General features: G+C 49.5%; 18 protein-coding genes. 6 read left to right on the top strand and 12 right to left on the bottom strand.

The genetic code is table 11. The features are described 5' to 3' along the window. Positions 1–133 precede the first annotated feature (133 nt). From ACYX4J_RS18300 to ACYX4J_RS18290, 3 genes are all read left to right on the top strand, one after another. Positions 134–1,198, top strand: coding sequence for a branched-chain amino acid aminotransferase (locus ACYX4J_RS18300; protein WP_476177260.1), 1,065 nt, complete (start codon positions 134–136; stop codon positions 1,196–1,198). Positions 1,199–1,540: 342 nt separating this feature from the next. Beyond that, complete coding sequence (locus ACYX4J_RS18295; RefSeq protein ID WP_444895205.1) at positions 1,541–2,143, top strand: Yip1 family protein; 603 nt, start codon at positions 1,541–1,543, stop codon at positions 2,141–2,143. A gap of 76 nt (positions 2,144–2,219) precedes the next feature. Further along, a complete protein-coding gene (locus tag ACYX4J_RS18290) occupies positions 2,220–3,248 on the top strand; it encodes an alpha/beta hydrolase (protein WP_476177259.1) in 1,029 nt (342 codons plus the stop codon). Between the two features lie 2 nt (positions 3,249–3,250). On the opposite strand, the gene ACYX4J_RS18285 is transcribed toward ACYX4J_RS18290, so the two are convergent. Continuing rightward, positions 3,251–3,763, bottom strand: coding sequence for a hypothetical protein (locus ACYX4J_RS18285; RefSeq protein ID WP_475708781.1), 513 nt, complete (start codon positions 3,761–3,763; stop codon positions 3,251–3,253). A 219-nt stretch (positions 3,764–3,982) separates the two neighbouring features. Here ACYX4J_RS18285 and ACYX4J_RS18280 point away from each other — a divergent pair, with 219 nt between their 5' ends. After that, a complete protein-coding gene (locus ACYX4J_RS18280) occupies positions 3,983–5,278 on the top strand; it encodes a parallel beta-helix domain-containing protein (protein WP_476177258.1) in 1,296 nt (431 codons plus the stop codon). Beyond that, complete coding sequence (locus tag ACYX4J_RS18275) at positions 5,268–6,428, top strand: SO2930 family diheme c-type cytochrome (protein ID WP_475708779.1); 1,161 nt, start codon at positions 5,268–5,270, stop codon at positions 6,426–6,428. The genes ACYX4J_RS18280 and ACYX4J_RS18275 overlap by 11 nt, the downstream gene beginning before the upstream one ends. A 101-nt stretch (positions 6,429–6,529) precedes the next feature. On the opposite strand, the gene ACYX4J_RS18270 is transcribed toward ACYX4J_RS18275, so the two are convergent. The 7 genes from ACYX4J_RS18270 to rsxA all read right to left on the bottom strand — a co-directional run bounded on the left by ACYX4J_RS18270 (position 6,530) and on the right by rsxA (position 13,362). Further along, positions 6,530–7,237, bottom strand: coding sequence for a TetR/AcrR family transcriptional regulator (locus ACYX4J_RS18270; RefSeq protein WP_282934272.1), 708 nt, complete (start codon positions 7,235–7,237; stop codon positions 6,530–6,532). Between the two features lie 333 nt (positions 7,238–7,570). Then, positions 7,571–8,284: an electron transport complex subunit E gene (locus ACYX4J_RS18265; RefSeq protein ID WP_282934271.1), complete on the bottom strand. Its 714-nt coding sequence runs from the start codon at positions 8,282–8,284 to the stop codon at positions 7,571–7,573. Next, the gene (gene rsxG / locus ACYX4J_RS18260; protein WP_413664384.1) at positions 8,284–8,988 is read right to left on the bottom strand and encodes an electron transport complex subunit RsxG; all 705 of its coding nucleotides are present in this window, start codon (positions 8,986–8,988) and stop codon (positions 8,284–8,286) included. Before rsxG ends, ACYX4J_RS18265 begins: the two co-directional genes overlap by 1 nt. Continuing rightward, positions 8,988–10,040 (bottom strand): RnfABCDGE type electron transport complex subunit D, encoded by a 1,053-nt coding sequence (locus ACYX4J_RS18255; protein ID WP_476177257.1) that lies wholly within the window; start codon positions 10,038–10,040, stop codon positions 8,988–8,990. The genes rsxG and ACYX4J_RS18255 overlap by 1 nt, the downstream gene beginning before the upstream one ends. After that, positions 10,040–12,091 carry an electron transport complex subunit RsxC gene (rsxC, locus tag ACYX4J_RS18250; RefSeq protein WP_476178670.1) on the bottom strand — a complete coding sequence of 684 codons (2,052 nt, stop codon included), beginning with the start codon at positions 12,089–12,091 and terminating at the stop codon, positions 10,040–10,042. Before rsxC ends, ACYX4J_RS18255 begins: the two co-directional genes overlap by 1 nt. Positions 12,092–12,162: 71 nt before the next feature. Continuing rightward, positions 12,163–12,777: an electron transport complex subunit RsxB gene (gene rsxB, locus ACYX4J_RS18245; RefSeq protein ID WP_444912122.1), complete on the bottom strand. Its 615-nt coding sequence runs from the start codon at positions 12,775–12,777 to the stop codon at positions 12,163–12,165. Positions 12,778–12,786: 9 nt separating this feature from the next. After that, positions 12,787–13,362 (bottom strand): electron transport complex subunit RsxA, encoded by a 576-nt coding sequence (gene rsxA / locus ACYX4J_RS18240; protein ID WP_108731788.1) that lies wholly within the window; start codon positions 13,360–13,362, stop codon positions 12,787–12,789. A gap of 402 nt (positions 13,363–13,764) precedes the next feature. Between rsxA and yghU the strand changes: the two genes are divergently transcribed. Next, on the top strand, positions 13,765–14,643 hold the full coding sequence (gene yghU / locus ACYX4J_RS18235) for a glutathione-dependent disulfide-bond oxidoreductase (protein WP_444895198.1): 879 nt from the start codon (positions 13,765–13,767) through the stop codon (positions 14,641–14,643). 126 nt (positions 14,644–14,769) lie between these two features. On the opposite strand, the gene ACYX4J_RS18230 is transcribed toward yghU, so the two are convergent. The 4 genes from ACYX4J_RS18230 to ACYX4J_RS18215 all read right to left on the bottom strand — a co-directional run bounded on the left by ACYX4J_RS18230 (position 14,770) and on the right by ACYX4J_RS18215 (position 16,986). After that, positions 14,770–15,012 carry a hypothetical protein gene (locus ACYX4J_RS18230; protein ID WP_413664387.1) on the bottom strand — a complete coding sequence of 81 codons (243 nt, stop codon included), beginning with the start codon at positions 15,010–15,012 and terminating at the stop codon, positions 14,770–14,772. Next, a complete protein-coding gene (locus tag ACYX4J_RS18225) occupies positions 14,990–15,487 on the bottom strand; it encodes a hypothetical protein (protein WP_445360482.1) in 498 nt (165 codons plus the stop codon). Before ACYX4J_RS18225 ends, ACYX4J_RS18230 begins: the two co-directional genes overlap by 23 nt. 39 nt (positions 15,488–15,526) lie before the next feature. Then, positions 15,527–15,778 carry a hypothetical protein gene (locus tag ACYX4J_RS18220; RefSeq protein ID WP_282934265.1) on the bottom strand — a complete coding sequence of 84 codons (252 nt, stop codon included), beginning with the start codon at positions 15,776–15,778 and terminating at the stop codon, positions 15,527–15,529. Between the two features lie 260 nt (positions 15,779–16,038). Then, positions 16,039–16,986: a D-2-hydroxyacid dehydrogenase gene (locus ACYX4J_RS18215; RefSeq protein ID WP_282934264.1), complete on the bottom strand. Its 948-nt coding sequence runs from the start codon at positions 16,984–16,986 to the stop codon at positions 16,039–16,041. Between the last annotated feature and the right edge of the window lie 61 nt (positions 16,987–17,047).

Here is a 17,047-nt window from a genome sequence, read left to right as displayed (position 1 = left end):
GTGGATCATCGTCCTAACAAGTATGCTGAATTTGGGGTTAGATTACTGCTGTTGCTGTATCAGAGGTTGATCTATTTGGATTGCAGCGTAACAAGCGCCATAATCAGCTGATTCGAATTCAGAGGAGAGCTCAGTGAGTATCTATATCGATCCAGAGATCGCGGTAAGCCTTCGGGGCTATGAAGCACCCGAGAAGCTGGGCTTTGGAACCGCCATGGCCCCAGTAATGTTTCGCGCCATTTGGCAGGATGGTTGCTGGAGTAGTGGAGAGTTGATCCCCTATGCGCCTCTGACCGTCGACCCTGCTGCTAAGGTACTTCACTACGCGCAGTCATGCTTTGAAGGAATGAAGGCCTATCGAACTTCCGAGGGGGGAGCTGCACTGTTCCGGCCCGAAATGAATGCTGCACGAATGGCATATTCAGCGAAGCGCTTATGTATGCCTCCGGTTCCTGAGTCCCTGTTCCTGGATGGCGTTCGTGTTGTGACTGCTTACTGCGCTGGCCTGCTCCCGAGCAACAGCGGTGAGTCCCTGTACCTGCGTCCTTTCCTAATGGGAACCCAGCCGGACCTAACGGTTTCAGCCAGTAATGCCTATGAATTTTATGTAATAGCTAGTCCCTCGGAAGCCTACCATTCCGGCAATATGCGTTTGTGGGTTGAGAGAGAAGATGCTCGAGCTGCAGTAGGGGGAACTGGGGATGCTAAAGTTGGCGGAAATTATGCCAGTTCTCTACTTAGTATCGGCCGCCTTAAAGAGCGAGGTTATGATCAGTCACTTTGGTTGAGCCCCTCTAATCGGCAGAGTATCGATGAGCTGTCAGGGATGAATTTTTTTGCGGTCATTGATGGCGCTATATATACCCCAGCGTTGAACGGCTCAATTCTCGAGGGCATCACCCGATATTCTCTGATCCAGCTTGCGGAGGGATTGGGGTACAAGGTTGTTGAGCGGGCGATCCCCATTGATGAACTGTTAGAGCAGGTAGTTTCTGGAGACTGTAGCGAAGCTTTTGCTTGTGGTACTGCTGCAATAATCAGTCCTATCAGCGTAATCGGTGATGGCGATAGGGAGTACGAACTAGCCGATGCCCCAGGTCCTGTTGCAGAGCGTTTGCGACAAGCACTGCTGGATATTCAGGAGGGGCGTTCTGAGGATGCTTACGGGTGGATGCACTCTGTTGAGCCTGTAGTTTAAGTACTAAATCTTCGTACCCAGGCAGTTTCCAAGGCTGCCTGGGTCTAGTAACCAGCTTTTCCCCACCGTAAATCCTGCTTTATCCTTCGCGGGTTTTTTTGTAGCAGTGTTTTCTATTTACTTGTTTCCAAGCGAAACGCTCGCGTAAATATTCCCGCCAATTTAATTGAGTTTGTTGACTTGTGCGACCTTAACACCTAAAAGTGAAGGGGTTAAATAAGAAATAAATTGGAGCTTGAGAGTGGCCTGATTGCGGTACACCTCATTTTGACCAGCAGTTCCAAGATCAATTTGAGCTAATAGGTCTCGCTTATAGTTCCTTGCACAGTTGAGGATAACGAGATGTTGACCCATATGCTTGGCCTTATGCTGCAACCACGTAGACAGTGGCAGCTTATTGGTAGTCTCTCTGAACGTAATCTGCGTAGACAGGTTCCTTATGTCATCGTTCTGGCATTACTTCCTGCAGCTGCGTGGTATTTTGGCACGACACAAGTTGGCTGGACGATTGGCACTGGTGCCCCGGTGAGAATTACGGGACAAAGTGCTTTGGAATTGGTCGCCGTATTTTATTGCACAATGGTTTTGGCTGTCACTGCTATTGGTTATTTCATCCATTGGATGGCCAAGACTTACGGAGCTGAAACTCACCCCCTTAAAGGCGTTGTTGTAGCGGGTTTCACTGCCACGCCTATTTTTATTGTGGGTATTGCAGGGATTTACCCTGTGTTGTGGTTGGACATACTGCTCGCAACTCTGGCGGTTGCTTACGCCGTCTATCTGCTTTATTTGGGAATTCCTATTGTGATGGGTGTTTCTGAAGAGCGTGGCTTCCTTTTTGCCAGTGCAATTATTACGGTGTCACTCGTCATGGCAGTCATTATTATGGTTGCTACAGTTCTATTCTGGAGTTATGTATCCGCACCGGTCTTTTACTCCTCTTGAGTAGTTTGGGCTCGTAGCTATCACTAGATGAAATGTCGTTTCAGGCATTTTCGCCAGGAGATTTAGGGCTGTTGTTGTGGTGGGGATACAAGCTATCGACGTCGTACCCGGTGAAGGGGCTCATATTCACGGGTACGGCAAAGTCTCTTCTATCCTGGCTGTAACGACAATGCGTAAAGTAAATGACCGCCTTTCGGGGTTTCTCGAAGAATTCAACAGCTCTATGAAAGAGCTCTACTCGAAGGGCTTTGAGTTCAACCCCATCAATGTTCGGGAATCGACCACAAAGTTTATAGATAAGTATGTGACCGATATTCCAGATGTTGCCTCGGTACAAGATGGCATTATCTATGCCTCTGGATATGACGTACCGGTAAGAGTCTTTGTCCCCTATCCCGATGAAGTTCTACCTGTTCTTGTCTATTTTCATGGCGGTGGTCATGTAGCTGGAAACGTTTATTCATTTGACCCGATTTGCAGAAAGATTGCCCGGGAGACTCGACATATTGTTGTTGCGCCTGAGTACCGGTTGGCCCCTGAGAATCGCTATCCGAGCGCAGTAACAGATTGCTATGCCGCAGTTGTTGGGGTTTGGGCGGCACTGGATAGATTGGGCTTATATTATCAACCGAGTTTGTCGGTCGCTGGGGACTCTGCAGGTGGCGCTCTGGCCGCCACAATGTCTCACCTGGCTCAATTTGACTACAGCGTTAAGATTAAAAAGCAGGTTTTAATTTATCCGGTTCTCGATTACACCATGCATTTACGGTCCCATGAAGAGAATGCGGTAGGCTATTTTTTAGAGGCACGAAAATCAATTTGGTACTTGGGGCAATATTTTGCTGAGGGGCAGTGTAGAAAAAAAGCATCCCCTCTTTTTATGGATTTTACGGCAGCTCTTCCTGAAACCTTAGTTTTTACCGTGGAGTTTTGCCCGCACCGGGATACTGGGGATATTTACTACCGGAAAGTGGAAGAGGTGGGTGTTAGGTCTGAAAATGTTCATTTTTCCGATATGATTCATCCATTTTTGATTCTTGAAGATTTAGTGAAAGGGGAGTGCGCAAAAGTTTATGCCGGCATGAATAGTTTCCTGAATGACTAAACTTACGGCGTTCCTTTTGTAATTGAGTACTGGTAAGATAATTTATACCCGTTATCAAACTCTAGTATTTCTTCTGAATTTATTGATCTTTCGATCACTATCTCCGCTATTGATTTAATAACTTGTTTAGGTTCTGCGTCCATGCAATGTATGCTCATGGAGTTAATGGCTATGTCAGCGCTAATTACTCGGTGTTCAACAACCTGAATGAGCAGCTGCTTATCACTTTGGTAGAGCTTGAAACCAGGCCCCTCCGTCATCCATTTTTTGTACTTTGTAGCGCCCCACGGGCCTTTGCACTTTATTGCTTGATATTGAGTTGATGATATTTTGATATAGATAGGCTCGCTTCCTTTGATATCTGTACTTTTATCGATAGGTTGTTCTGTGTAGAGGTTTGATCCATTAGGAGCAGAGATCTGTATCGCTATCATTTCGGCAGCAGCGTCAAGTGAGCAGAATACGTAAATAAGAAAACACAAAAACTGACATTTTTTAATTGAAGTGCTGGCCATCTTGATTTCAATAAGTGGTTTTTGTTTTTGAGAGTATGGCGCTTAAATGAATTTCTAGGGTTGTCTTCTGTACTAATAATAGCGCCTTGATAACGAGGTGTTGGTTGGATAGTATCAAAGTGTGTATTTAGTCCTGTTTTCACCTTTAAATTGGTACAGTAGTGCCAATTTGAGGTTTGAGTAGCTCAATTGACAATAATTTATATAAAAGGTGTGGCTATGAAGACTTTAGCGAATATGGGAGTAATTCTGGCTTTAATAGTACCCGTTGGATGTTCTGAACGGCCTGAATCCAGAGTTGAGGACAGTTCCAGTAAGGTTGATTTTCAAAAGCAACTACTAAAAAAACTGATATCCGCAAAGACTGGTGATGTTATTACTATTCCTGAGGGTAAATTCCATATCAATCGTAGTTTATCCCTGAATATTGATGGGGTAACGCTACGTGGAGCTGGCATGGATAAATCTGTCCTCTCCTTTGAGGGGCAAATTCAGGGTGCTGAGGGGATATTAGTTAATGCCAGTAACTTTACTATTGAGGGGTTGGCTATTGAGGATACCATAGGCGATGCCCTGAAAATTAATGAGGGCAAAAACATTATCATCAGGGATGTTCGTGTTGAATGGACCAATGGTCCGTCTACCCAAAATGGTGCCTATGGTATTTATCCTGTACAGACTGAAAATACTTTAATCGATGGTGTGGTAGCTATTGGCGCTTCAGATGCAGGGATTTATGTCGGTCAGTCGCGGAATGTTATTGTTCGCAATAGCCGCGCAGAATTTAATGTGGCGGGTATTGAGGTCGAGAATACGATCGGTGCAGATGTTTACAACAATATTGTTGTGAATAACACTGGGGGAATTCTTGTTTTTAATATGCCTAATCTTCCGCAGCCAGGGCACAGTACACGTATCTACAATAACCAGATAAAGAATAATAATACTGGAAATTTTGGTCATGAGGGCACGCCGGTTGCTGCCGTGCCAGCAGGATCTGGGGTGGTTATTAACTCGAATGATCGGGTGGAGATTTTTGAAAATGATATTTCTGATAATGATACTGCTAACATATTGATCAGCAGCTATTTTACGGCTGGATACTATAGTGATAAGTCTACGCAGTCTGATTTTGACCCATACCCAGAGGGGATCTATATCTATGCCAATAACTTTTCTGGCGGTGGTACATCGCCAGATCATCTTAAGTTAAAAGCTCTGAAGTTAGCTATGTTTGGAATATCAGGTGCATTGCCGGATATTCTTTGGGATGGAGTGGTTGATCAAAGTAAACTGGTGGATGGTCAAATACCTGAAGCATTAAAGTTATGTATTGATAACGAGCCTGCAGGAATTCTCAATATAGATTTTGGAAATGAGTATAAGAATATATCCACGGATATAGAACCTCATCAGTGTCATTTGGAAAAGCTTGCCAAAGTAGTTTTAGACTTTGATTCAAAGCAGGAAAATGAAGACCATTTGGCAGTGATAGAGGTAGCTAATGAAGAATAATAATCAAATAAGTAGGAAGCTTATCTACTCTATTTGGAGTCTTATATTATTGGTTGGCCTTGCAGGGTGTGAATCATACAAAAAGGATGTTCATTTATTTCCAGTAGAAGAGGTACCTGAAAAACTCAGTGCATGGAATTTATTGAGGCTGGAGAAAGGTGTGCTCTTCCCTGCGGAAAGAGCATTACCTTACGATTTAAATACGGGGTTATTTACCGATTATGCTCATAAGTTCAGAACTGTCTGGCTGCCTGAGGGGGCTTTTGCAACCTACGGAGAAGAACAGTTTAATTACCCTGTCGGAACTATCCTAAGCAAGACATTTTACTATCCACAGGAGAGTAGTGGTGTAGTTCGTCGTACCGATGACTTCTCTGCGGATTATGTTGAGGGGAGCTTTGGGCAGGCACTTGATTTAAATCGTGTCCGTCTCGTTGAGACACGGCTTTTAATACGCAGGCAGGAAAATTGGCAGGCGCTGCCCTATGTCTGGAATAAAGAGCAGACTGAGGCAACTCTTGAGATTGCTGGAGATGTGAAAAGTTTTCAGTTGGTTAGCCTGAACGGACAGCAGGAAAACCTTAGTTATGTAGTACCTGACGCCAATCAATGTGCTGGTTGTCATGCAGAAAAGTTTACTGAAAAAGCCATTTCTCCTCTCGGCCCTAAGGCTCGACATCTGAATAAAGACTTTCCCTACCGTAGTGGAGTAGAAAATCAATTGCTGTTTTGGCAAAAGGCCGGCTATTTACGTGGACTGCCTGATCTGAAAAGTTTGCCGAGAAATGCCAATATTTACGATGCGACTGTGTCGCTGGAAGATCGCGCCAGGGCATATTTGGATATCAATTGTGGCCACTGCCACAATCCCACTGGGCCGGCAGATACCTCAGGGCTTATGTTGCATCATAGCGAAACTGATTGGCGCAAACTTGGGCTATGTAAACCGCCTATTGCTGCGGGTACAGGCAGTGGAGGGCATTTATTCGCAATAGTACCGGGAGAGCCTGAAAATTCTATTTTGAATTTTCGTGTAGAGTCTACCGCGCCTGGGGCCATGATGCCTGAATTAGGTAGAAGCGTGGTGCATACAGAGGGCGTTGAATTACTAAAGCAGTGGGTAAGCTCCCTACCGGGAAGCTGCACTTAATCTTTATTGGAAGCTATCTGGAAAGAGCTATGTGAAGAGGAGTTGGGTATGGAGGGGACAACTCCATACCCGTTTCCTGGAGACGAGTAATTCAGAAAGATTCAGCCGTATGCTGCAGTTTCAGCAACAACTGTTGCCGCTGGAATTAATCCGTTGATCATCAAGGTGACGGTGCGTTCCAACAGCGGTGAGTCGATAGCAATAGCACCACTCAAAATTTCATACTCAAGGTTCAGGATCGTACCGTGAGCAATTTGTGCAGCCGCTTCAGAATCCGCTAGACCCAGTAATTGGAAGAATTCCTTAATCATTGACTCTCTGGCGTGATTGGCCATCCGCACCGCGCGGGTCAGCTGCTCATTGCGAAGCGCTTCATTGCGGAATGCCAGTTCAACCAATCTGCGATCCCGGTCTTCAGCCTGGGTGCGAACATGAGTAAGAATAAAACGGGTCAATTGTTGAATCAGCAGTTTACGACTGCTATGTGATGCCCGTTCCTGTGCGGATAAATTACGTGCCGCACTAAAACTCTCTTCATGCAGTTGGCGTGTAGCCTCGAGTCCCTGCTCAACAAAATAAGTAAATGAATCGCTGATCAGGTCATTCAGGTCTTTGAAATAATAAGTAGTAGCCGCGAGAGGAACGTTAGCTTCGCGGGCGACTGCACGGTGCCTGATGCCGCGGATACCTTCTTTAACGATCAGTCTCAGGGTGGCCTCTAGAATCGCCTTGCGCCGCAGACGGCTATCTGCGCGTTGGGCCCGGCGGCCGTGGTAGACCAATTCAGACTTTCCAGTGTCTACAGTCATAGCATTATCCCTGTCTTATTGCGTTGGCGCCGATAGCAAGGTGAAGCTGGTCGGCCGTGCCATTCTAGCCAAACAAAATTAAAAAAAGGGAATAATGCTATTACATTCGATTACACGAATATTGCACTGGTACAGCGCAATAAATGTAAAAAAGTGGGGATTTGATGATGTATCTCATCATACTGAAAAAGTGAAAGATGAAAAATCCGCAAGATACAGATTAGTGAGGGGGTTCACATTTTGGCTTTTGGTGAAAAAATTAAGTTCTGCAATCGATTGGCAGGATAAATAGCCATTCAATTGCAGAATTAAATTGGTTAGCTGCTGCTTATCTTAAGAGATTTTTCCGGTAACACGTACGCGCTTTGAGCCTGGAATGATCTTAACTTTCTGGCTTTTATGTCTTTCAATACCGATATCAATGGCGTTTTTTGCTGCGATCAATAAGCCGGCGACAAGGAATGCACCGGGAGGAAGCACGGCAACAAGAACGCCTGGATAGTCACTGCCAAAAATGGAAATACCCCAATCTTTTGCCATTGAACCAAATAACAAGTCCATATCTGAAAATAGCGTGCCTTGGCCAAGAATTTCTCTGACTGCGCCAATGGCGATGAGTACTGCAGTGAAACCTATACCCATCATAAATCCATCTGCCAAGGACGGAAGCACGGGGTTTTTACTGGCAAAAGCATCTGCTCGTCCCAGGATCGCACAGTTGGTTACGATTAGCGGGATAAAAATACCTAGCACCAAGTAAAGCTCGTAGGTATAAGCCTTCATCAATAGCTCAACGCAGGTAACGAAGGTGGCGATGATCATAACGGAGGCCGGTAAACGGACAGTATCCGGAATTTGTCGTCGGATCAGGGAGACCGCAAGGTTGGAGCAGGTGAGAACTCCGGTAGTGGCCAAGCCGAGGCCGATGCCGTTCACCACGGAACCGGTGACCGCTAGCAGGGGACAGAGGCCAAGCAATTGCACCAGCGCGGGGTTATTTTTCCACAGCCCATTTTGGGCGATCTCTGTGTAGCCGGGAGTTGCCATCAGTTCTGCTCCTCAACCGCCGCAGGTACTTGTTCCGAGTCGATTTCAGAGTTCTCAATCTCTACCGCTCGCTTGGACATTGGCGCATTAAATATTTGTTCGTGGTGCTGGGCTACAAACTCAAGCACCTGGTGCACTTCATTGACGACAGCGCGAGGAGTAATTGTTGCGCCAGTAAATTCATCAAAAACACCGCCATCCTTTTGTACTTTCCAATCGGCTGAAGGCGGATTTTTTAGTGACAGGCCGTCAAACTGGAGCACCCAGTTACTTTTTTTTAGCTCGACTTTATCGCCCAGCCCCGGAGTTTCTGTGTGGCTTGTTACCCTGACGCCAGCAATAGTGCCATCGCGATTCACACCAACGAGTATTTTTATCGGGCCGGAATATCCATCCGGTGTGACTGCGGGCACAATGACTGCGGAGACTTTTCCGTCCTCTTCCCGCGCGAGATTGATATCTCCACCTTGTTGCAGGCCTAGCTGATTCCAGTAAGGTTTTGGAATTGGATAGGTGTCTACCAACATGTCATTACTGTGGCGTTCCAATGGAATAATTTCCAGTAGCGCTTTCGCCGAAGCTTCCCGGATAGCTCTCTCAATCGGTTCTTTAGTCGTAATTTGGGTCACTGCGAGTGTACCTGCAGTGACCAGGGCGATAAGAGTGAGAACAGCGGCATTGGAGGCCATTGACTGTTTAAGCATCAGCTCTCCTCCAGGTCGGTAGCGCGGCGGGAGCCCTTGTGGCCATAGGTCCGTGGAAGCGTGTAGTTATCAATGGTTGGTGTTGCAAAGTTCATCAGCAATACAGCAAAAGCCACCGCATCGGGGTAAGTGCCCCAGGCCCGGATTACATAAGTGAGCAGCCCCACACCGGCCCCAAAAATCAGGCGGCCCCGGTTACTGGTGGCACCGCTGACAGGGTCGGTAATAATAAAGAAGGCCCCAAACATGGTGGCCCCAGAAAATAAATGCAGTACGGGGGATCCCTCTGACAAGGAACTGCCGCTGTCGTAGAAAAACAGGGAAATCAGAGTGAGGGTGGCGAGCATGGCAACCGGTGCATGCCAGGTAATAATGCCGCGAAATAGTAAGAACAGCCCACCTAACAGGAATCCGAAGCTGACGGTTTCCCAACCGACTCCAGCAAATGTGCCTTTATTGAGGACCGGCTCCATTTCATAGAGCTGGGAAAGAAGCACTGACTCGTTTAACCGCACGATTTCCAGCGGTGTAGCCCGGGTAAAACCATCGACATTGTAGCTACCGATTACCAGAGAGAAGGCTTCTTCCAGGCTGGGTGTCCCACCGATAACCTCTGCAGCTCCCACCCAGCGGGTCATATCTACCGGGAAACTAATCAGCAGGACAACATAGCCCACCATTGCGGGGTTAAATGGGTTGTACCCCATGCCGCCATAAAGATGCTTGGCCAGGACAATTGCCACCGCAGTGCCCACTATCGGCAGCCACCAGGCACAGTAGGCTGGAAGCGCGATACCGAGCAGCAGTGCAGTTACAAAAGCACTGCAATCCCGCAGATAGAATGCTGCCGGCCTGCCGCGCAATCTCATTATCGCTGCTTCACACAGAAGCGCTGTGATTGTGCACAGGGCAATATTGATCAGTACTCCGATACCGAAATAAATCACCATCGCCAGCACACCGGGTATGGTGGCCGCGGCGACTTGTAGCATGACTTTGGTGGTGTCATTGCCGGAACGGGCGTGAGGGGAGGTGGCGCGCATCAGAGACATTATTGCTTTCCGTCCTGTGCTGCTTGTTGTTCGCGCATTTTGTCTTCCAGTTTCTTTTGTAGCTTCTCCAGGGCACTTTCGAATGCACCCAGATTGGCATCATCTTCATCCCGAGCCTTTTGCAGGCGAGTCTCAGCTTTAGTGACGCGCTTGCGCAGTGCTTCGATATCTGCAGCAAGTCTGTCGGCGTCACTCATCTGGGCCCGCGCCTCAGCGGAGGCACGGGCTCTGGTAATTGCCCGCACAGCTGCATTGGTTTCTTCCTGGTTGGGCTCCCGGGTGGTATCCCTATCGGCGCGTCGTTCGGCAAGGGTCAACTTGTGTTGTGCTTCCTGCAATTTCACTTCAGCAGCCTTGAGTTGCGCTGCCAATTGGTCGCGCTGGCTCTCATCGGCAGCTTCCAGTTTATTGCGCATGCGTTCCACCCGGCTCTCGGCACTGGAGAAAGTACGCTGGGCGCGGGCTAAAAGCTGCTTGGGGTCCTCCTGGCGGGACTTAACGCGCGCCAGGGCGGCGGCGACAACATCTGCTTCCTGCTTCTCAGCTTTGGCTGTCGGAGATTCAGGGTTTTGTTCCCTTTGCTGGCGAGCTTGTTCAGCGGCTTTGCGCCGGGCTTCGCGTTTTGCTTCTTTCTCTTTTTCAGCTTTTTCAAGGCGCAACTTGCGGAATTCGAAACGATCGCGTGCGCGATCGGACTTCTCTTTTTCCGCTTCAGCAGTGCGAATTGCACCTTTGGCAGCGCGATAGTACTGAACCAGGGGAATCGTACTGGGGCAGACGTAAGAGCAGGCACCGCACTCGATACAGTCAAACAGGTTATAGGCCTGTAGCTTCTCCCGTTCGTCGGCGCGGGCATACCAATAGAGTTGTTGCGGCAGCAGGGAAGCCGGGCATGCCTCTGCGCAAAAACCGCAGCGAATACAAGCTTGGGCCACCGGTGCTGGCGGTAGCTCCTCACGGGTCGGTACGAGCAGGCAGTTGGTGGTTTTCACAATCGGAGCGCGTTGATCGTCAATCGTATAACCCATCATCGGACCGCCGATGATCACCTTTTGCATCAGGCCGCGATGGATACCGTGATATTTGAGGATATGTTCTATGGGAGTGCCGATAGGTACATCGATATTGCGCTGCTGCTCCAGCGCTTTGCCGACAACAGTCGTCACTCGGCTGATCAGGGGTTCGCCAAACCGAATCGCGCGATATACCGCGCGAGCAGTGCCGACATTCTGGCATACAATCCCCACATTGGCCGGTAGCCCTTTGTTGGGCACTTCTCGGCCGGTAAGGATTTGAATCAGCTGTTTTTCGCCGCCGGACGGATACTTTGTGGGGAATACCACGATATCGAATCGAGTGCCTTCGACAGCTTTGCGCATCGCGCGGATAGCTTTGGGCTTATTGTCTTCGATACCAATCAATACCCGTTCGGGCTGGTCGAGGATATGGGCAAGAATTTCCACGCCGGCAATAATTTCGTCGGCACGCTCCCGCATAAGCATATCGTCGGCAGTGATATAGGGCTCACACTCTGTGCCATTGATAATCAAAGTATCAATTTCGGCGCCGCCGTGAGGGTCTAGCTTCACAGCGGTTGGAAACCCTGCACCGCCCATGCCGGCAATACCGCAGTCGCGGATCTTGTCCAGAAGCTCTATCGGTGAAATCTGGAGGTAATCTTCGCAGGGGGTGAGTTCGCACCAGGCATCGTCGCCGTCTGTGCGAATGACAATGCAGTCCTCCAGCAGACCCGAAGGGTGGGGAACTGGATAGGGTTCAATGGCCATAACCCTGCCGGAGCTGGGAGCATGCACTGGACAGCTAATGAAACCGTCGGCTTCGGCAATCTTTTGCCCCTTTAATACCTTATCACCGAGGTTCACCAGCGGTATGGCGGTGGTACCGGAGTGCTGTAGCAGTGGTACGATCAAGTCCTCGGCGAGGGGGATCACTCCTATAGGCTCACCGGTACTCTGGTGTTTGTTCTCGGGAGGGTGCACTCCGCCGGGGAAGTCGTTGGGGCGCAGCTCGCGCGCTTTTTCACTGGCAATCAGTTGTGCCTCGCGGGCTGCGCGTCTCTCCTGAACGGCCTCTCTTTGTTTGGTCTTGCTATCTACGGGGTTCAAACCGCGCCTCCCCCGGTATGTTCTTGAATAGTGCGGCGATCGCTGGCAATTAGCACCGAGCTATCGCTGGGCTTGTGTGGATGCCAATCCTGTAAAGCGGTTTCCAGGGGAACCATATCGATACAGTCAACGGGGCAGGGTTCGACACAAAGGTCACACCCTGTGCACTCATCGGTGATCACCGTGTGCATATATTTGGCGGCGCCGGCAATGGCATCTACCGGGCAGGCTTGAATACATTTGGTACAGCCGATGCACTCCGCCTCGCGGATAAATGCCACTTTTTTTACATCTTCAACGCCGTGCTCGGCGTCCAATGGCATGGGCTCTATATCCAGCAGACTGGCCAACTCATTGATAGTGGCCTGCCCGCCGGGGGGGCACTTGTTGATGGTATCGCCGTGCACTATCGCTTCTGCGTAGGGGCGACAGCCGGGGTAGCCACACTGGCCACATTGAGTCTGTGGCAACAGGGCATCGACCTGCTCAACGAGCGGGTCACCCTCCACCCGGAAGCGAACGGCGGCGAAACCCAGCAGGGCACCGAATACCAATGCCATGCCACCGAGCACCAGCAGGGGAGAAGAAATTTGTGAAATCCAGTCCAGCATTTCGAAATCCTATACCAGACCGCTAAAGCCCATAAATGCCAGTGACATCAGTCCGGCAGTGACCATTCCGATTGCGGCGCCGCGAAATGGCAGCGGGACATCGGCGGCAAAAAGGCGCTCGCGCATCGAGGAAAACAAGATTAACACCAGGGAGAAACCCACTGCTGCGCCAAATCCGTAAAGAGTGGACTGTATAAAAGTGTGCGCTTTCATAGTGTTCTGCAGAGCGACACCCAACACGGCACAGTTGGTAGTGATCAGCGGTAGAAAAACGCCTAGCACTTTGTACATCAACGGGCTGGTCTTCTGGATAAACATCTGCGTGAACTGTACGACAACAGCAATCACCAGAATAAATGAGATGGTGCGAAGATCTTCAATACCAAAAGGGGCCAACAGATAGGTGTTGACCAGGTATGAACAAATAGAGGCCAAAGTAAGTACAAAGGTGGTAGCGCCGGCCATACCCACAGCGGTCTCCAGTTTATTGGAAACTCCCATAAACGGGCACAGGCCGAGAAACTGCACTAACACATAATTATTGACCAAGATGGTGCTGAGCAGAATGACGGCAAATTCGGTCATAACAGGTCCGGTTAAAGCCCGAGGGCGGAGTGGCGCGAACAGCGGCAATGGCGTCGGCAGGGTTAAGGTGAGACTAGCACCTTCCTTGTGATCACCGTCGAATGCCGCGCAGGGCGGCTATTATGGTTGAGTCGCTTGGGGGCTTCAACTCGTGAGGAGGGTGGCAGGGGAAAAGGGCCGACAAAGGGACACCTTTGGATCAAAAGGCCTCCACTTGGAGTAAAGGTGGAGGCCTTTGTGGATACTATTTGCAGTACCTTTGCCAATTTGAAACGATAGGTACAAGATGGGTAACCCAGTTTGGTACTTGGTGTTAAGCGTGGGGTAGAGGCAATACAGTATATTGACTCGGCATGCGTGTTTTTGCTTGAGAGCAACCTTAAATTCAGTTGGAGCAGTTTAATGTCGAACGAAACCTACACTCCCCCCAAGGTTTGGCAGTGGGATAAGGAAAGCGGGGGCGCTTTTGCCAGTATCAATCGGCCGGTAGCGGGTGCGACCCATGATAAAGCGCTGCCGCAGGGGCAGCACCCGATGCAGCTCTATTCTTTGGCCACGCCGAACGGGGTTAAGGCGACGGTGATGTTAGAGGAGTTATTGGAACTCGGGTTTGAGGGAGCAGAATACGATGCCCATTTAGTCCGTATCACTGAAGGAGAGCAGTTTGGCAGTGGTTTTGTTGAGGCAAACCCAAATTCCAAGATTCCGGTCTTAGTGGATCACAGCACTACGCCACCAATCCGGGTATTTGAAAGTGGCTCCATACTGCTTTACCTGGCGGAAAAGTTTAATGTCCTCTTGCCCCATACGCCCGAGCAGCGCACCGAGGCTTTGAATTGGCTCTTCTGGCAGATGGGCTCGGCTCCTTACCTGGGGGGAGGCTTTGGACACTTTTATGCCTATGCACCGGAAAAATATGAATACCCGATCAACCGATTTGCTATGGAAGTAAAGCGCCAGTTGGACGTATTGGACCAACAGCTGGCGAAGCATCCGTATGTGGCGGGAAGGACTTATACCATCGCCGATATCGCGATCTGGCCCTGGTATGGGGCTCTGGTGCGCAATGAAGCTTATAGTGCGGCGGAATTTCTCGATACCCAGAGTTATAAAAATCTCAATCGTTGGGTGGGGGAAATTGCAGAGCGGCCAGCAGTAAAGCGCGGACGAATGGTCAATCGAACCTGGGGTGAGCCCAGTGAACAACTACATGAGCGCCACAGCGCCGGTGATTTTGACAATAACACCCAAGATAAAGTGACTGATAAGGATGTTGATTAATACAGGGTATTAATAGGTAAGGCTGGCACAAGGATGTGCCAGTATCTATTTTCTAAGGTTATTTTCCGGTGCCCCTCTTTTTAGAAGTGGCCGTTGAATTAATATTTATATAAAGAGTAGCGTCGGCTAAAAAGCCCTCATAGACAGCATAAACTGAACCACCTGTGAGGTGCGGGGCAATTGCCATAATTTTTCCGCCGCGAAGCCGGCGATTAAAGCGAGGCCTAAAACCAGTGGCAGGGGAATTCCCTGTAAACGCTGCTGAACATCTTGCTGTTGCTGATTTACGATTGCCAATACACTGAGCCGCTGTCGCTCCGTATCCCGGCTGCATTGTTCGATCTGTTTATTTAAAGACTTCAGTGACATCGTTTAAAGCCTCTTTAACTTGTCGCTTGGTCTCTTCAAAACCCAGTAGGGGCACCAGCTTCTTTTGATAAACGATAGCTCCCGCCAAAATAGCGACCTGGATAAGAATAAATACCAGAAATGCCAAATAAATAGACTGGGAAAAATAGTAGGTAATCAGCCCAACGCCTCCACAGAGACTGACGATGAGGGCCGCACTTAGAGGTAGTAACATCAGTTGCAGGGCAACAATACGCTTGCCGGCTGCAATCGTTCTATCCAACTCCAACTGGAATAGCTTTTGAATATTAGCCAACCAGGCAGTCAGTAGGGTCAGTGTTGCCTCGGCGCGAGCAAGGGTAGCTTCAAGGCTATTTTCACCTTCTCCATCAGAGTCTTTCCCTGAGGGAGAAGGTGAAGACTGACCCGGGCTGCGCTCCTGCGCAGCGGAATCGGCATTCTCGCCAGACGCTTGGGACTTTTTTTCATTGCCCATCAGGGGGTGTCCTTACCAGTCGAAAAAAAGAGAGAAGCGTTACTTAAAGAGCTTCGCAATTGCCCAGCCAACAACGAATGCACAGCCAACAGCGAGAATGGGGCGCTCCCGAAGTGAGGACTCCGCTTTTTCCATTACATCGGTGGCACGTTGTCTCTGGGACTCTACAGAGGTCCGGGCCCTCTCTTTCAAGCTGCCAGCAGCTTGTGAAGCGGCCTCTCCAGCAAGATTATAGGCCTGTTGCAGCTTCTCCCTACTGGAGTTCGTATGTGGAGATCTTGCGGTTGCCATCAGGTTTCTCCTCTCGGGGTTTAATTGCCGAGGAAGTCTATAGTCCCGCGTGGTAATTCCCACTTGAAAAAGGGGTTTTTTTCACGCGATTTTTGCAGGAAAAAGTCCCTGTCTCTGCTACTGATCTTGGACTATGGCTGGCAGCTGTTCGGGCCCGGTCGTAGTTTCAAACGGCAAAAGCCGGCCTGAGTTCACAGAGGGGATTAGTCCTCGGACCGGCAGATGCCTGAGATGGCTTGGGTTAGATAAAAGCGAGTTGTTTATGGATGGCTGGTACTCTCACTTTTCCAGGTTTCAATATTCTCTACGACGCCGTTGAGTAGGCGCTGGCGTGATTCACGGCTGATCCAGGCGTTGTGGGGGGTGATAATCAAATTGGGGATATCTCTGTCCAATAGTGGGTGACTGGCGGGTGGGGGCTCCTGGCTGAGGACATCCAGCGCCGCCCCCCCAAGGTGTCCACTGCGCAAAGCATCCGCCAGTGCCTGTTCATTTACCAGCCCGCCCCGAGCCGTATTGACCAGGAGTGCGCCGGGTTTCATCGCGGCGATGAATTGCTCGTCTACCAGCTGATCGGTTTCTTCTGTGAGCGGGCAGTGCAGACTGATGACATCGGACTCTGCACACAATTGTTGCAGTGGCGTCCTGCCTTCAGCGGGTGTGCCGCTAAATGATTCAGCCACCAGTACCCGCATGTCCAGGGCTTCCCCCAGTTTTGCCACCTTCTGCCCGAGGGCACCAAAGCCAATGATACCGAGTGTTTTTCCTGCGAGTTCAACCACTGGGTGATCGAGCAGGCAAAAAATTGTAGATTGGCTCCAGCGTCCGGCAAAAACATCGTTGTGATAGCGGTGCCACTTGGAAGCAAGAGCCAGGATCAGGGCAAGAGTGTGCTGTGGTACAGAAGCCCCCGCATAACCTTTAACGTTGTACACCGGAATATTTAATTCCTGTGCGGCGGCGAGATCGATGTTATTTGTACCGGTTGCACAAACACAAATCATTTTTAATTTGCTGGCTTGCTCCAATAATGTGCGGCTTATTATGACTTTATTGGTTATTACCACCTCGGCCTCGGCGATTCGCTCCGCGACTTTTTCGGCGGGAGTCGTTTCATAGAAGTCCCACTGGTCTAGACTATTTGTTAGGGCCGAGGTATCCAGCTCCTCAAGCTTCATTGTCAAAGTGTCCAGAAATACGCCGCGCATGACATCTCCTCGATAGATTTGCAGTGTGGTGGACATGCTACGGCAGTGAAGAGGGAATGCA

It is taken from the genome of Microbulbifer sp. ABM4_008, assembly GCF_056311705.1.
The sequence above is the reverse complement of the archived record's forward strand: the minus strand, read 5'-3'. Positions and strand labels throughout refer to the sequence as shown.

Excerpts from the sequence above, each read along its gene's own strand:
- ACYX4J_RS18295 (WP_444895205.1), top strand. The coding sequence starts at position 1,541 with ATGTTGACCCATATGCTTGGCCTTATGCTGCAACCACGTAGACAGTGG.
- ACYX4J_RS18285 (WP_475708781.1), bottom strand. The coding sequence starts at position 3,763 with ATGGCCAGCACTTCAATTAAAAAATGTCAGTTTTTGTGTTTTCTTATT.
- ACYX4J_RS18280 (WP_476177258.1), top strand. The coding sequence starts at position 3,983 with ATGAAGACTTTAGCGAATATGGGAGTAATTCTGGCTTTAATAGTACCC.
- ACYX4J_RS18275 (WP_475708779.1), top strand. The coding sequence starts at position 5,268 with ATGAAGAATAATAATCAAATAAGTAGGAAGCTTATCTACTCTATTTGG.
- ACYX4J_RS18270 (WP_282934272.1), bottom strand. The coding sequence starts at position 7,237 with ATGACTGTAGACACTGGAAAGTCTGAATTGGTCTACCACGGCCGCCGG.
- ACYX4J_RS18265 (WP_282934271.1), bottom strand. The coding sequence starts at position 8,284 with ATGGCAACTCCCGGCTACACAGAGATCGCCCAAAATGGGCTGTGGAAA.
- rsxG (WP_413664384.1), bottom strand. The coding sequence starts at position 8,988 with ATGCTTAAACAGTCAATGGCCTCCAATGCCGCTGTTCTCACTCTTATC.
- ACYX4J_RS18255 (WP_476177257.1), bottom strand. The coding sequence starts at position 10,040 with ATGTCTCTGATGCGCGCCACCTCCCCTCACGCCCGTTCCGGCAATGAC.
- rsxB (WP_444912122.1), bottom strand. The coding sequence starts at position 12,777 with ATGCTGGACTGGATTTCACAAATTTCTTCTCCCCTGCTGGTGCTCGGT.
- rsxA (WP_108731788.1), bottom strand. The coding sequence starts at position 13,362 with ATGACCGAATTTGCCGTCATTCTGCTCAGCACCATCTTGGTCAATAAT.
- yghU (WP_444895198.1), top strand. The coding sequence starts at position 13,765 with ATGTCGAACGAAACCTACACTCCCCCCAAGGTTTGGCAGTGGGATAAG.
- ACYX4J_RS18230 (WP_413664387.1), bottom strand. The coding sequence starts at position 15,012 with ATGTCACTGAAGTCTTTAAATAAACAGATCGAACAATGCAGCCGGGAT.
- ACYX4J_RS18225 (WP_445360482.1), bottom strand. The coding sequence starts at position 15,487 with ATGGGCAATGAAAAAAAGTCCCAAGCGTCTGGCGAGAATGCCGATTCC.
- ACYX4J_RS18220 (WP_282934265.1), bottom strand. The coding sequence starts at position 15,778 with ATGGCAACCGCAAGATCTCCACATACGAACTCCAGTAGGGAGAAGCTG.
- ACYX4J_RS18215 (WP_282934264.1), bottom strand. The coding sequence starts at position 16,986 with ATGCGCGGCGTATTTCTGGACACTTTGACAATGAAGCTTGAGGAGCTG.